This is a genomic window from Skermania sp. ID1734 (assembly GCF_007489285.1).
In the GTDB taxonomy this organism is placed as follows: domain Bacteria; phylum Actinomycetota; class Actinomycetes; order Mycobacteriales; family Mycobacteriaceae; genus ID1734.
Genome location: NZ_VLIY01000006.1, coordinates 257,119 through 271,721, shown reverse-complemented (window position 1 = coordinate 271,721; position 14,603 = coordinate 257,119). Strand labels below are relative to the sequence as shown.

16 protein-coding genes are annotated in these 14,603 nt (G+C 66.7%); all 16 read right to left on the bottom strand.

The features are described 5' to 3' along the window. Positions 1 to 288: 288 nt before the first annotated feature. The gene (gene dprA / locus FOS14_RS10095; RefSeq protein WP_143770151.1) at positions 289 to 1,419 is read right to left on the bottom strand and encodes a DNA-processing protein DprA; all 1,131 of its coding nucleotides are present in this window, start codon (positions 1,417 to 1,419) and stop codon (positions 289 to 291) included. Next, positions 1,416 to 2,924, bottom strand: coding sequence for a YifB family Mg chelatase-like AAA ATPase (locus FOS14_RS10090; RefSeq protein WP_143770150.1), 1,509 nt, complete (start codon positions 2,922 to 2,924; stop codon positions 1,416 to 1,418). The genes dprA and FOS14_RS10090 overlap by 4 nt, the downstream gene beginning before the upstream one ends. After that, positions 2,924 to 3,280: a YraN family protein gene (locus tag FOS14_RS10085; protein ID WP_143770149.1), complete on the bottom strand. Its 357-nt coding sequence runs from the start codon at positions 3,278 to 3,280 to the stop codon at positions 2,924 to 2,926. The genes FOS14_RS10090 and FOS14_RS10085 overlap by 1 nt, the downstream gene beginning before the upstream one ends. A gap of 103 nt (positions 3,281 to 3,383) precedes the next feature. Further along, positions 3,384 to 3,689, bottom strand: a complete 306-nt coding sequence (locus FOS14_RS10080) for a DUF2469 domain-containing protein (protein WP_143770148.1) — start codon at positions 3,687 to 3,689, stop codon at positions 3,384 to 3,386. Between the two features lie 40 nt (positions 3,690 to 3,729). Next, positions 3,730 to 4,464 (bottom strand): ribonuclease HII, encoded by a 735-nt coding sequence (locus FOS14_RS10075; protein WP_143770147.1) that lies wholly within the window; start codon positions 4,462 to 4,464, stop codon positions 3,730 to 3,732. 10 nt (positions 4,465 to 4,474) lie between these two features. Next, positions 4,475 to 5,236 carry a signal peptidase I gene (gene lepB, locus FOS14_RS10070; RefSeq protein ID WP_221936689.1) on the bottom strand — a complete coding sequence of 254 codons (762 nt, stop codon included), beginning with the start codon at positions 5,234 to 5,236 and terminating at the stop codon, positions 4,475 to 4,477. Positions 5,237 to 5,314: 78 nt separating this feature from the next. Further along, the gene (gene rplS / locus FOS14_RS10065; protein ID WP_143770146.1) at positions 5,315 to 5,656 is read right to left on the bottom strand and encodes a 50S ribosomal protein L19; all 342 of its coding nucleotides are present in this window, start codon (positions 5,654 to 5,656) and stop codon (positions 5,315 to 5,317) included. 170 nt (positions 5,657 to 5,826) lie between these two features. Then, positions 5,827 to 6,708, bottom strand: coding sequence for a hypothetical protein (locus FOS14_RS10060; protein ID WP_143770145.1), 882 nt, complete (start codon positions 6,706 to 6,708; stop codon positions 5,827 to 5,829). A gap of 25 nt (positions 6,709 to 6,733) precedes the next feature. Continuing rightward, entirely contained in the window at positions 6,734 to 9,151 is a 2,418-nt protein-coding gene (locus tag FOS14_RS10055) for a Tex family protein (protein WP_143770144.1), read from the bottom strand. 77 nt (positions 9,152 to 9,228) lie between these two features. After that, a complete protein-coding gene (locus FOS14_RS10050) occupies positions 9,229 to 9,798 on the bottom strand; it encodes an isoprenylcysteine carboxylmethyltransferase family protein (protein ID WP_185981705.1) in 570 nt (189 codons plus the stop codon). A gap of 4 nt (positions 9,799 to 9,802) precedes the next feature. After that, positions 9,803 to 10,501, bottom strand: coding sequence for a tRNA (guanosine(37)-N1)-methyltransferase TrmD (trmD, locus tag FOS14_RS10045; protein WP_143770142.1), 699 nt, complete (start codon positions 10,499 to 10,501; stop codon positions 9,803 to 9,805). Continuing rightward, complete coding sequence (gene rimM / locus FOS14_RS10040) at positions 10,498 to 11,016, bottom strand: ribosome maturation factor RimM (protein ID WP_143770141.1); 519 nt, start codon at positions 11,014 to 11,016, stop codon at positions 10,498 to 10,500. The genes trmD and rimM overlap by 4 nt, the downstream gene beginning before the upstream one ends. 7 nt (positions 11,017 to 11,023) lie before the next feature. Next, complete coding sequence (locus tag FOS14_RS10035) at positions 11,024 to 11,266, bottom strand: RNA-binding protein (protein WP_143770140.1); 243 nt, start codon at positions 11,264 to 11,266, stop codon at positions 11,024 to 11,026. Continuing rightward, positions 11,263 to 11,697: a 30S ribosomal protein S16 gene (gene rpsP, locus FOS14_RS10030; RefSeq protein ID WP_143770139.1), complete on the bottom strand. Its 435-nt coding sequence runs from the start codon at positions 11,695 to 11,697 to the stop codon at positions 11,263 to 11,265. The genes FOS14_RS10035 and rpsP overlap by 4 nt, the downstream gene beginning before the upstream one ends. Positions 11,698 to 11,932: 235 nt before the next feature. Then, complete coding sequence (locus FOS14_RS10025) at positions 11,933 to 13,030, bottom strand: amidohydrolase family protein (protein ID WP_143770138.1); 1,098 nt, start codon at positions 13,028 to 13,030, stop codon at positions 11,933 to 11,935. A gap of 2 nt (positions 13,031 to 13,032) precedes the next feature. Continuing rightward, on the bottom strand, positions 13,033 to 14,595 hold the full coding sequence (ffh, locus tag FOS14_RS10020; RefSeq protein WP_143770137.1) for a signal recognition particle protein: 1,563 nt from the start codon (positions 14,593 to 14,595) through the stop codon (positions 13,033 to 13,035). Positions 14,596 to 14,603 lie beyond the last annotated feature (8 nt).

The following is a 14,603-nucleotide window of genomic DNA, read 5'->3' as shown; positions in this document are numbered from 1 at the left end:
CACCGGTACCGGATGCGGTTTCAGCCGTGCTGGTGTCTGAGAGAACTTGCCGGAATGCGTTGAGAGCGGGAGCTTTCGTGTGCGCGAAGTCTGGTGTGTTCTTCTGCGACTTTTTCCAGATCTTTTTCAGATCCAGGTACTCGTCCTCTCCGCTCCATGATCGGCCTTCGAATACGAACTCGGGGTGACTGTCGCAGTTGACGTGTGCCTTGAATCCGGCTGGTCACACTCACGATCCTCACGCAACAACTGCAGGCCCGCATGCTTGACCATGCGCACCGCGCCGACTCAACACGCCCGATACCACCCCGACTCGTCGGCGGCGATAAAGCCGCTGCCCTCGAGCCGCCCCAGGATCGCATCGAGATCGGCGACCCGGATACCCGAAGCCTCCGATAACTCCCGCGGACTACGTGAACCGAAGCTCGGCAACGCCTCATACACCATGAGCTCGTCGCGGCGCAGCGCGTCGGTAAGCCGCTGCGGGCCCGGGTCGACACCGAGATCCAGTCGCAGTGGCCCCGCTTCATCGACGACGTCACTCGCCCGGGTCACCAGCCTGGCCTCGCCTTCGCGGATCATTTGATGGCAGCCCGCCGACGTGGCCGAATCCGCCGGTCCGGGGATCGCCAGCACCGGCCGGCCCAACCGGCGTGACCACTTCGCGGTGTTGCGCGCACCGCTGCGCAGACCGGCCTCGACGACCACCACAGCGTCGGACAGCCCGGCGATCAACCGGTTCCGCGCCAGAAACTGATACCGCTTCGGTTCTACTCCCGGCGGATACTCGCTGACCACCAATCCGGTCCGTGCGATTTCCCGCAGCAGGCGACCGTGGGCTCTGGGGTAGTCGTTGTCGATGCCGCAGGCCAGCACAGCAATCGTGCGCCCTTCGACCGCCAGCGCCGCCCGGTGCGCGGTGCTGTCGATGCCGAAAGCGCCGCCCGACACGATGGTCCATCCTTCGGCCACCAGACCGGCCGCCATGTCCGCCGCCTGATACCCGCCGTACTCGCTCGGCGAGCGGGTGCCGACAACGGCGACCGCCTGCTCGGTGAACTTCGCCAAGGGTCCGCCGTTGCCGCGCACCCACAGCGCCAACGGAGCCGCACCGTCGGGATCACGCCGCACATCCATGCCCCCGAAACCGAGCATGCGCCAGTGCGGCCATTCGTCGTCATCGGGCGTGACCAGGCGGGCGCCAATCCGGTCGAGCAGGTCCATGTGCGCAGTGGTTGGGTCGAGACTCCGGCGGGCCTCGGTTCGCTTGCGCAGCGGGGCGGGCAATTCGCACTCGCGTACCGCCCGCGCAGCCTCCTCGACACCGACTTTCGCCACCAATTCGTTCAGCGGCGCACACGGGCCCTGCACTACCCAGGACAGGTACGCGTACGCCGCCCGGCGTGGGTCCAGTCTCATCTCCCGCCTCCATCTTTGAAGCGCAGCGCGCCGTCGACGTCATTGATGTCCGGCACCGCGGCGCCGCGAAGGTCGGCAAGCGTCCAGGAAACACGCAGCGCGCGGTCGGCTCCGCGGGCGGTGAGCTTGCCGCGGCGCAGCGCCTGTTCGATCGGTGCCAGCGCCATGCGTGGCGGCCGAAACCGTTGCCGCAGGGCGTGACCGGGCACATCGCCGTTCGTCGTCCAGCCATGTGCCCGCCATCGCTCTAGCGCCGCGGCCCGCGCGGCCGCGACGCGTTCGCGCACTTTCTCGCTCGGTTCGGCGACGTCGTTGGTGTAGGCGCCGGTCGCATTGGGCCGCATGGTTATCCGCAGGTCGATACGGTCCATCAGCGGTCCGGAGAGCTTGCCCAGATAGCGCCGCCGGGCGGTGGGTGCGCAGACGCAGTCCGCGTCGCGCGGCGGCGCGCACGGGCACGGATTCGCCGCAAGCACCAGTTGGAACCGCGCCGGGTAGCGGGCGACGCCGTCGCGGCGGGCGATGCGCACCTCGCCGTCCTCGAGCGGCGTACGCAGCGCCTCGAGCACCTTGGTGCCCACTTCGGCGCATTCATCGAGAAACAGCACGCCCCGGTGTGCCCGGCTGACCGCGCCCGGCCGTGCAAACCCGGAGCCACCGCCCACCATCGCCGGAACCGTCGTCGTATGGTGCGGCGCGACGAACGGCGCCGTGGTGATCAGCGGATTGTCGTCGGGCAGCAGCCCAGCCAGCGAATGAATCGCGGTGACCTCCAGCGCCTCGGCCTCGGTCAGTGGCGGCAGCAGGCCCGGAAGACGTTGCGCCAGCATCGTCTTCCCGATCCCCGGCGGACCGACGAGCATGAGGTGGTGGGCCCCTGCGGCAGCCACCTCGACCGCCCACCGAGCGTCCTCCTGGCCGACGACCTCGCTCAGGTCCGGCCTGGCGGGGTCGGCTGCCAGGCGTGGCGTGTCCGGGCGTTGGAGGCCACCCTCGCCGCGCAGCCACTCGATGACCTGGTGCAGCGTACGAGCGCCGAGCACATCCACGCCCGCCACGAGGCCAGCCTCGGCAAGCGCCGATTCCGGCACCACCACCCGCGTCCACCCGGCGTTCTTGGCCGCGATCACCGCCGGCAGCACGCCCCGGACGGGCCGGACCCGGCCGTCGAGCGCCAATTCGCCCAGCAGCACTGTCTTTTCGATCAGGGTCTTGGGAATCTGACCGGCCGCGTCCAGCACGGCTGCCGCCAGGGCCAGGTCGTACACGCTGCCGACCTTCGGCAACGTTGCGGGAGACAGCGCCAGGATCACCCGTCGGTCCGGCCACTCGGCGCCCGAATTCGTCACCGCCGCGCGGACTCGGTCGCGGGATTCCTGCAGAGCGGTGTCCGGCAATCCGACCAGGTGCACTCCCGGCAGGCCCCGACCGATATCGGCCTCGATCTCCACCAACTGGCCGTCGACGCCGCTCACCGCCACCGAATGTGCTCGGCCAAGCGCCATCAGAACACCCCGGCGAGGTGCTCGATGACCGGTTCCGCGCCGTCGCTGATCAGTACCGACACGACGTCGAAGCGCACCGGAACCCACGGACCGGCCCGCTCGGTGAGCCACGCGGACGCAAGATGGCGGATCTTGGCTTGCTTGGCCGGGGTGACCGCCTCGGCCGGTGTGCCGAAACCGGTCCCGCGCCGGGTCTTGACCTCGACGAACACAACGGTGTCGCCATCTCGGGCGATCAGGTCGATCTCGCCGTGCCGGCAACGCCAGTTGCGACACAGGATGTCCAGGCCGGCCGCCACAAGCATCTGTGCGGCCAGTTCTTCACCGTGGGCGCCGAGCGCCAGATTGTGCGTCATGAGCCAACTGTGGCTGAGGACGCGACCCACTCACCGTGACGCTACCTGGGAAAACAGTAAATCTGTGGATGAGTCGGACGCTGTGGATAACAGCGTTAACCTATTAGTCGGGCAGCCGCAGGTCGGGCTTGTCCAACTCCTCGATGTTGACGTCCTTGAACGTGATCACCCGGACATGCTTGACGAACCGCGCCGGCCGATACATGTCCCACACCCAGGCGTCGGCCATCCGAACCTCGAAATACACTTCGCCATCGGCGTTCTGGGGCAACAACTCCACCGAGTTGGCCAGGTAGAAGCGGCGCTCGGTTTCCACGACGTACGAGAACTGACCGACGATGTCCTTGTACTCCCGATAAAGGGAGAGCTCCATCTCGGTTTCGTACTTCTCGAGGTCTTCGGCGCTCATCGGGCGGGCGTACCTCCTGGTCGGATGTCCTTGTCATCAATCATGTCGCACCGGAAACATCTGCGGCCACCGGGTCCAATTCCAGCTCGGTCGCGTCGACGGTTGCGACCATGCTCACGCGGCTGCCGCGGACCAGCCCGGCCACGTTGCGCCACGACATCCGGTGCTCGCTGCTCGGCCCCAACTGCGCGAGCGCAGCCGTATGGGTTGGCGTGTTATACCCCTTGTGCAGCGCAAACCCGTACCCAGGCAGCTTCTGATCGAGTTCGATCATCATCCGGTCGCGGGTCACCTTGGCCAAAATGCTCGCCGCGGCGATGCACGCGGCGGTCGCGTCACCGCCGATCACGGGCAGTGACGGCACCGGTATGCCCGGCACCCGGAAGCCGTCGGTGAGCACGTATCCGGGTCGGTGCGCCAACCCGGCGACCGCGCGGCGCATGCCCTCCAGGTTCGCGACGTGGATGCCAATGGCATCGACCTCCCACGCCGGGATCACCACGACGTGCCAATCCAGCGCCAGCCGTTTGATCACCGGGAACAGTTCCTCGCGCGCCCGTTCGGTCAGCTTCTTGGAGTCATCGAGGCCGGCGAGCGCGGTTTGCGGCCGCGGCGCCAGCACGCACGCCGCCACAACCAACGGCCCCGCGCACGGTCCGCGTCCGGCCTCATCGACACCCGCCACCGGACCTAAACCGCCGCGGATAAGCGCCGATTCGAGGGTTCGAAGTCCCCCGCATCGGCGAATCATGGTTCGCGGCGGCCAGCCAGCCATCGCAGCGCCCTTAGCTGGCCTGCGGGTTCGGCGAGGAAATTACCCCCCAACGACCCGGCGGCAGCACGATGAATTTGGCTTTGCCGCGGATGTTGTCGATCGGGACGGTGCCCTGCAGCGAATCGCCCATGTGGTAGCGGGAATCGGCGGAGTTGATCCGGTTGTCGCCCATCACCCAGACGTTGCCCTTCGGCACGGTGATCGGTCCGAACTCCGGTCCGAGACACGGGTTGGCCTGTTTGGCGGCGGTCATCATCGGGTTGTTCAGGTAAGGCTCGTTGAGCAACTTGCCATTCACGGTAACGCCGCCATCGGCCTTCCGGCACTGCACGGTTTGGCCGCCCACCGCGATGACCCGCTTGACCAGGTCATTTTCGTCTGGCGGGACCAGGCCGAACACGGAACCTATGTTCTGCAGGCCCCGAACAATCGCATTGTCGGACCGGATCGAGTGGTAGTCGCTGTCCCACGACGGCGGGCCGAGGAAGACGACCACGTCGCCCGGCTGCGGGTCCCCGAAGTCGTAGCTGAGCTTCTCCACCAGAATTCGGTCGTTGGTGCAGCCGGCGCAGCCGTGCAGGGTGGGTTCCATCGACTCCGACGGGATGAGGTACACGCGCGCGATGAAGGTTTGTAGCAGGAAACTCAGGACCATCGCCACGACGATCAAGATCGGCAATTCGCGCCAGAAGGAACGTTGCTTCTTCTTCGGCTTGCCTGCCTTGGCGTCCTTGCGGCCTACCGGTTCGTCATCCGGCTCGTTCTTCTCCACCGTCGGAGTCTCGTCTGTCACCCGAACAGGTTAGCCCGCCAGTTTGCGGTGGGCCGAAAGGCTCGAGGTGTCAGGCGCTCAGCGCTTTTCCTTGATCTTCGCCGCCTTGCCGCGCAGATCGCGCAGGTAGTACAGCTTCGCGCGACGGACGTCACCGCGGGTGACGAGTTCGATGTGGTCGATGTTGGGGCTGTGCACCGGGAAGGTGCGCTCCACACCGACGCCGAAGGAAACCTTGCGAACCGTGAAGGTTTCGCGGATTCCACCGCCCGAGCGGCGGATGACCACGCCCTTGAAGATCTGGATGCGCTCCTTGGAGCCCTCGATGACCTTCACGTGGACGTTCAGGGTGTCACCGGGCCGGAAGTCCGGGATGTCGTCGCGCAGGGACTGCTTGTCCAGGAAGTCAAGGGTGTTCATCGGTCGTTCCATCCTCACGGATTCGCAAGAGCAGAGGAACCTGGCGGCACTTCTCGTCAGTGCTCGACCGGTTCGTACTCAGGTCGGGGTGCTGATGCCTCGCTCCCAACGTCGTCAACGCGGTGCGGGCAACCCGTCAATTGTGCCAGACGCGAGGTCACCCGAGGAAATCAGGCTGTACCGGTCTGCGCGACCTCCGCGCGCGAACCTCGCGCGCGCTCAGCCGACGCGGTGGGCGGCGGGGCCGGGTGCACGACCCGCGCCAGCTCGGCCTCCGCGCTCTCGCGGGCATGGGTGACGCTGGGCTTGCCGGCGATGAGGTCCTGCACGAATATCTTCGCCCGGATCAGCGGCCGGCGAATCCGGCGCTCCCGGGCCATCGCTCGCGCCATCTTGCGGGGCTTCTTGGAGTACCGCCAGCGGGCCCACGGCGCGCCCGGACGGCTCAATCGGATGGCGCCGATGATCAGGAAAGGCAGAACGAACAGGCCGAGCAGGCCGGTCCAGATCTTGCCTTTGACGATCACGATGGCCGCCAGCGCCAGGTTGATCACGGTGAGGATGACGATCATCAACCGCCACCATGGGTTCGGGTCGTGCCGGAAGCTGGTGATGTCCATCAGTTCCAGCGGCCGCATCCCCAGCAACAGCAGCGCGGTGACCGCGACCGCGACGAACACGGCATCGACCGAACTGCGGCCCTCTTCTTTCCAGTAGACGTCGTCGAGGTAGAGGATGAGCGCGAACTCATCGAGAACCAGCGCCGCCCCGGCGCCGAAGAACGCCGCCAACCAAGCCCCGCTGGTTTGGGTGCCGTCTTCGTAGATCGTGATGATCGCCACGCCAGACACCAGCATCATCACCATGCCGAAAACGACGTGATGGACGTGGAAGCCGCCGGCGGTGACATTTTTGGGCCACCAGCGGACGTTGGCGCGGATGAGACGGACGCTCAACCGGATGCACAGGAATCCGGCGATGAAGCCGAACAGGAAGAAGAGCAGGGGCAGCCGGCCGTGGGCGATGATTTCTTCCTCGAGCCACCTATGCATCGCGCCGCCCCTGTCTCCTACTCGCTCAGCGGCCGAACCCCGCGCGCCGCAACGCGTCGGCCATCGAGCCTGATGGCTCAGATCGACTCTGGCCGGACGGCTGCTGCCGGCTCTGGCCGGACGGCTGCTGCCGACCCTGGCTCGAGGGCTGCCTGCCCTGGCCGGTGCGCTGAGGTCGCTGCCGCGAATTCGGCTTGCCTGACGATTCTCCCCCACGACCGGCGTTGGCGGGCTGTCGATCTCGCGCCTGGTTTCCCACTTCGTCGTCGAGGCGCAGGGTCAGGCCGATGCGCTGGCGGGCGACGTCGACATCGACCACCTTGACCTTCACCACGTCGCCGGACTTCACGATGTCGCGCGGGTCCTTCACGAACGTGTGCGACATCGCCGACACGTGCACCAAGCCGTCCTGGTGCACTCCCACGTCCACGAACGCGCCGAAGGCGGCAACGTTGGTGACAACGCCTTCGAGCACCATGCCCGGTTTCAGATCGGCGACTTTCTCGACGCCGGCCGCGAAGGTTGCGGTCTTGAACTCGGGACGTGGGTCGCGGCCGGGCTTTTCGAGTTCGGCGATGATGTCACCGACGGTCGGCACACCGAAGCGCTCGTCGGTGAAGTCTGCGGGACGCAGCGTCCGCAGCACGCGTTCGTTGCCGATCAGGTTCTCGACCGACGTGCCGGTGTGTTTCAGGATTCGGCGAACCACCGGATAGGCCTCGGGATGCACCGCCGACGAGTCGAGCGGGTCGTCGCCGCCGCGGATGCGCAGGAACCCGGCGCACTGCTCATAGGCCTTCGGGCCGAGCCGCGCGACCTCCTTCAACCCCGGGCGGCTGCGGAAGGAACCATGCTGGTCGCGGTGCGCTACAATGCTTTCCGCCAGCGAGCCGGTAATGCCCGAAACCCGCGACAGCAGCGGCACGGAGGCGGTGTTGACGTCGACCCCGACCGCGTTCACGGCGTCCTCGACCACCGCACCCAGCGACCGGGCGAGCAGGGTCTCGGACACGTCGTGCTGGTATTGGCCGACGCCGATCGACTTCGGATCGATCTTCACCAACTCGGCCAGCGGATCCTGCAGACGTCGTGCGATCGACACCGCCCCACGCAGCGACACGTCGAGCTCAGGCAGTTCCTGTGAGGCGTAGGCCGACGCGGAATACACCGATGCACCGGCCTCGGAAACCACGATCTTCTGCACCGTGCGTTCCGGGATTCGAGAGATGAGTTCCGCGGCGAGTGCGTCGGTTTCCCGCGATGCGGTGCCGTTGCCGATGGCGATCAGTTCGACACCGAACCGCTCGACCAAGGCACCGAGCACAGCGATGGCCCGATCCTGTTGATGCAGGTAGATGACCTCGGTGGCCAGCACTTTGCCGGTGTCATCGACCACGGCAACCTTCACGCCGGTGCGGTACCCGGGATCCAGACCCATCGTGGTGCGGGTTCCGGCCGGCGCCGCGAGCAGCAGGTCACGCAGGTTGGCCGCAAAGATGTCGACCGCGTCCTTCTCGGCGGCCTGCCGCAATCGGGTGCGGGTATCAATGCCCAGACTGACCAAAAGCTTTGTGCGCCATGCCCATCGCACCGTGTCCAGCAACCAGGGATCGGCCGGGCGACCGCGGTCGGCGATGCCGAACCTGGCGGCGATGCGCTGTTCGTAGACGGTCCGCTCCCCGGGCGCCAGCTCTTCTGTGTCCGGATCGAACGAGAGGCAGAGCACCTCTTCTTTTTCCCCGCGCAGCAAGGCCAGCACGCGATGGCTGGGTAACCGGTCGAAGGGCTCGCTGAACTCGAAATAGTCGGCGTATTTGGCGCCGGACTCCTCTTTACCCTTGCGGACGGTCGCGGCGACTTGGCCACGCTGCCACATTGTTTCACGCAGCTCGCCAACGAGGTCGGCGTCTTCGGCGAAGCGTTCGACCAGAATTGCGCGCGCACCGTCGAGTTGCTCGGCGGTGAAGGACGCCGGGTCGGTGGCGGGGTCGGTCAACAGTTGATCGGCGACGGGCTCGTGGCCGGCCTCGCGCGCGATCTGGGCTTTGGTGCGCCGCTTGGGTTTGTACGGCAGGTAAATGTCCTCGAGTCTCGCCTTCGAGTCCGCAGCGACGATTTGCGCCCGCAGCTCTGGGGTCAGCTTGCCCTGCGCCTCGATGGATTCCACAATGGCCGCTCGACGCTCATCCATCTCACGCAGGTAGCGCAGTCGCTCCTCGAGCTGGCGGAGTTGGGCGTCATCGAGCCCGCCGGTGACTTCCTTTCGATAGCGGGCGATAAACGGCACGGTCGAGCCAGCATCCAGCAAGGCGACCGCGGCAGCGACCTGCTCGGGGCGGACGTTCAGTTCTTCGGCGAGGCGTTGCTCCACACTCTTCACGGCGCAGACACTACCGGCTGGCGCCGACAAGTTCGCACAGCGCCGATCGCCCGCGCAACGCATCCAACGAAAGTGCGTCAAATAGACGGAATCCCGTCTGTGCGGCCAACTTTCGTTCGCGCAGTTGCGGGCATGACCGCTCAATAAACGAAGGGCACCAGCCGAGAAGTGCGCCGCTGATACGCGCGATACCGCTCGCCGAACACACCTGTCAAGAGCCGCTCCTCGGTGCGCACCCGGTACCCATAGGCCGCCATCAGCACCGCGAATACCACGATGCCCGCCAGCCAGCTTCCCAGCGCGAACGCATAGGCGGCCCAGACCACGATCGACCCGGCATACCCGGGGTGCCGAATCACCGAATAAGGTCCGGCCGTGACCAACTGGTGGTCCTGGATCGACCGGACAGTACGGGTGTATTGGCGGTCGAGCACCGCCATTCCCCAGGCCCGCAACGCAAGGCCAGCGACCAAACCGGCGAGGGCAATGATCCGCCAGACAACGCCGATCTGCGCAACATTGAAAACCGCTGCCAATGAGGCAATCGCCACGCAACCAAGGAACGACAGGACGAGGATTCGGGTGCTGCCGTGGTCGGATCCGCTGTCGGTCCAGCTACCGGTCTCCGAATCCGATCGACGGCGCAGCACGAACTCGAAACCCGCCCACGCCAGAATGCCGATTTCCGCGAGCGCGGTGATCACCCACACCGGCTCAGTGTGACGTATCGGGGCTGCCCGGCAACAGATCCGGGCGCCGCGCCCGGGTGCGCGCGACCGACTGCTCCCGTCGCCAGGCGGCCACTTTGGCGTGGTCACCCGAGAGCAGGACGGGCGGCACCTCCAACCCGCGCCACGTCACCGGGCGCGTGTAGCTCGGGCCCTCCAGCAGACCGTCGGAAAACGAATCCTCTTGGTGGGACTGCTCGTTTCCGAGCACGCCCGGAATCAGTCGGGCGACGGCTTCCACCATCACCAGGACCGCAGCCTCGCCACCGATCAGTACGTAGTCGCCGATGCTGACCTCTTCGACGCGAACGCGTCGCGCGGCGTCGTCGAAGACCCGCTGATCGATGCCCTCGTATCGGCCGCAGGCGAAAACCAGGTGCCGCTCGCCGGCCCAGCGCTGCGCGGTCTGCTGGGTGAACGGCACGCCGGCCGGCGTCGGCACCACCAGCAGCGCGTCGCCGGGGCACACGGCGTCGAGGGCGTCGCCCCATACGGTCGGCTTCATCACCATGCCCGGGCCGCCGCCGTAGGGCGCGTCGTCGACCGAGCGGTGCACGTCGTGTGTCCAGCGCCGCAGGTCATGGATGTCCAGCGAGATCAAACCCCGCTCGATTGCCTTGCCCAGCAATGCCGTTCGCAGCGGCTGCAGGTACTCGGGAAAGATCGTGACGGCCGTCAGTTTCATTGCGACTCGAGCAGACCCTCCGGCGGATCGATGACGATTCCGTCGGTGCGCGATACGACGGGCACGATCGCGGTGACGAATGGGATCAGCACTTCGCGGTCGCCGTGGGTGTGTACCGAAAGCAACTCCCCCGCCGCCGAATGCAGTACCTCGGTCACCGTGCCCACCTCGGTACCGTCGCCGAGGCGCACCGTCATTCCCTCGAGTTCGTGATCGTAGAACTCGTCTGGATCGTCGCTGGGCGGCAGATCCGCCGAGTCGATGACGAACAACGCCCCGCGAAGCGCGTCGGCGGCGTTGCGGTCGGTGATGCCATGCAGCGTCAGCAGTAGGCGGCCGGAGTGCTCGCGCACGGACTCGATCACATACTCGTTGATCTGCGCCGAACGCGGCATCCGGGCTCGCATGGTTGTTCCAACCACGAAGCGCTGCTCCGGCTCGTCGGTGCGGATCTCGACGACCAGTTCGCCGCGCACGCCGTGCGACTTGGCCACCCGGCCAACGACGAGTTCCACCGTGGAGCTATTGATCGGTGTCGACGACGTCGACCCGGATTCCACGTCCGCCGATGCCGTTGACCAGGGTGCGTAGTGCAGTGGCAGTGCGGCCGCCGCGGCCGATCACCTTGCCGAGGTCGTCGGGGTGCACGTGCACCTCGATGGTCCGTCCGCGCCGGCCGGTGATCAGCTCGACGCGCACGTCGTCAGGATTGGCGACGATGCCGCGGACCAGGTGCTCCACGGCGTCGGCGACAACGGCACTCACTTGTCGGCAGCCTCAGTCGCGTCGGCGGACTCGTCGGCCTTCTTGGCGGCCTTCTTCTTCGGGGTGGTGGCCGCGGTGTCCGGCTCGCCCTCGGCTTGGGCCAGAGCGGCGTTGAACAGTTCCAGCTTAGAGGGCTTAGCAGGCTTCACCTTCAGCGTGCCCTCGGCGCCCGGCAGGCCCTTGAACTTCTGCCAGTCACCGGTGATCTTCAGCAGGTTCAGCACCGGCTCGGTGGGCTGCGCACCAACGCTCAACCAGTACTGGGCGCGCTCGGAATCGATCTCGATGAGCGACGGCTCTTCCTTGGGGTGGTACTTGCCGATGGCCTCGATGGCACGGCCGTCACGACGGGTGCGCGAGTCGGCAACCACGATGCGGTACTGCGGGTTGCGGATCTTTCCGAGGCGGGTGAGCTTGATCTTTACGGCCACTTCGAGCCATTCCTTTCTTGCGGTCGCGAGAGCGACCGGGTGGTCACGGCGCAATTCGGCGACACCGCGTGGCTCGCGGGCCCGGTTTTGCGTTGGGAGTTGTTGTGACCGCCGCGCGGTACGGAACCGGAGACGGGCTAACAAGCTTGCAATTGTGCCATACGGCGCAGCGCTCCGACGAACCGGTCGTACGGCTCGCTCGTCGATTCGACAGGTAACCACCGGCTGTCGGGCCCTAGCCCTTCACAACCACCCCGCGCAGCACCACGGCCGCCGGGTTGCGCAGCACTTCGGCGCCCGACCGTGGATCTTCGTCGTAAATCAGCAGGTCAGCGGATGCGCCCTGCTCGATCCCGGGCCGGCCCAGCCAGCGCCGCGCATCCCAGCACGCCGCACCCAGCGCGTCGGTCGCGGACAGTCCGGCTCCGCGCAGCGCGTCGACCTCATCCGACACCCGGCCGTGCACGATCGAGCCCCCGGCGTCGGTGCCGGCATAGATCGGCACTCCGGCGTCATGGGCTTTACCGACGGTCTCGCGCACGCGCGCGTGCAGGTCGAGCATGTGCCGCTGATACACCGGGTACTTGTCGGCGCCGGCCGCGATCGACGGGAAGGTGTCGATGTTGATCAGCGTCGGCACCAGTGCCGTACCGTGGGACACCATCAACTCGATGGTGTCGTCGGTGAGGCCGGTGCCGTGCTCGATGCAGTCGATGCCCGCGTTGATCAAACCCGGCAGCGCGTCTTCACCGAACACGTGCGCGGTGACCCGAGCCCCATGTGCGTGTGCGGCGTCGATGGCCTCTTTCAGGATCGCGTCCGACCACAGCGGCGCCAGGTCACCAACGGAGCGGTCGATCCAGTCGCCGACGATCTTGACCCAGCCGTCGCCGAATTCGGCCTGCTCCGCCACGATTTCCGGGAGCGTCCGTTCGTCGTCGAGTTCGATGCCGAGTTCCCGGATATAGCGCTTGGGCCGCGCGATGTGCCGGCCCGCGCGGATGATCCGCGGCAGCTCCGGCATGTCGTCGATGAACCGCGTGTCGATCGGTGAGCCGGCGTCGCGCAGCAGCAGTGCACCAACGTCACGCTCGACCTCCGCTTGCGCGATCGCTCCGGCACGGTCCTCGTGACCGCCCCCGTACTTGATGCCGACGTGGCAGTGGGCGTCGACCAGGCCGGGCAGAATCCAGCCGCGCCTGCACAGTGTTTGCGCGCCGCGCACCGGCTGGAAGGAAATCAGACCGTCACGGATCCAGAACTCGATCGGCTCGCCGCCGGGCAGGCACGTGCCCCGCAGATGCACCGGAATCGATTGCACCGCGGACGTCATCGCTACTTCTTCGGGAACTTCAGCTTGGACAAGTCGAAGTTTTCCAGGCCGGGCGGCAACTGGTCGAGTCCTGGCGGCATCTGTGACAGGTCGGGCATTCCGGCGGGCATCCCGCCGGGGAATCCGGGCATCGCGCCGCGCATCTTCGGCTGCGTCGGCCCGCGACCACCCTTGCGCCCCTTCTTGCCCTTCTTGGAGCCGCGCTGCTGCCTACGCGCGCCCGGCAGACCCATCTGACGGCCCATCTGCGCCATCATCTTGCGGGCTTCGAAGAACCGGTCGACCAGTTGGTTGACGTCGGTGACCGTGACACCGGACCCATTGGCGATCCGCAGCCGGCGCGAGGCGTTGATGATCTTGGGATTGGCCCGCTCTTGCGGGGTCATGCCCCGAATGATGGCCTGCACCTTGTCGAGTTGCTTGTCGTCGACCTGCGCTAGAGCTTCCTTCATCTGACCGGCGCCGGGCAGCATGCCGAGCAGGTTGCCGATCGGGCCCATCTTGCGGATGGCCAGCATCTGCTCGAGGAAGTCTTCCAGCGTTAGTTCGCCGCTACCGATCTTGGCCGCGGTGGCCTCGGCCTGCTGCTGGTCGAAGACCTGTTCAGCCTGCTCGATGAGGGTCAGCACATCACCCATGCCGAGGATGCGGCTGGCCATCCGCTCCGGGTGGAAAACGTCGAAGTCGCTGAGTTTTTCACCGGTGGAGGCGAACATGATCGGCTGGCCGGTCACCTCACGCACGCTCAGTGCCGCACCACCGCGGGCGTCGCCGTCGAGCTTGGTCAGCACGACGCCGGTAAAGCCGACGCCGTCACGGAACGCCTCGGCCGTGGCGACCGCGTCCTGACCGACCATGGCGTCGAGCACGAACAAGATCTCGTCGGGCGCCACGGCGTCGCGGATGCCCGCGGCCTGGCGCATCAGTTCCTCGTCGATGCCGAGCCGGCCGGCCGTGTCGACGATCACCACGTCGTATTGCTTGCTGCGCGCCTCCTCGATACCGGCGCGCGCGACATTGATCGGGTCCGCCGCCGATACGCCGAGCGCGTTCTCGCCGCCACCCACCGACGTTCCGGGGTGCGGCGCGAACACCGCGGCACCGGCGCGTTCACCGACGATCTGCAACTGACTCACCGCGCCGGGTCGCTGCAGGTCACAGGCCACGAGCAGCGGGGTGTGGTTTTGATCCTTCAGCCACTTGGCCAGCTTTCCGGCCAGCGTCGTCTTACCCGAACCCTGCAGACCCGCAAGCAGAATGACCGTGGGCGGCTGCTTGGCGAACTGCACCCGCCGGGTCTCGCCGCCAAGGATGCCGATGAGCTCCTCGTTGACGATCTTGACCACCTGCTGGGCGGGGTTGAGCGCGCCGGACACCTCCGCGCCCTTAGCCCGCTCCTTGATGCGCCCGATGAAGCTACGCACCACCGGCAGCGCGACGTCGGCTTCCAGCAGGGCCAGTCGGATCTCGCGGCAGGTGGCGTCGATATCGGCCGGTGAGAGCCGCCCTTTGCCGCGCAGGTCCTTGAGGGCACCGGTCAACCTGTCGGAGAGGGATTCGAACACCGATTGCG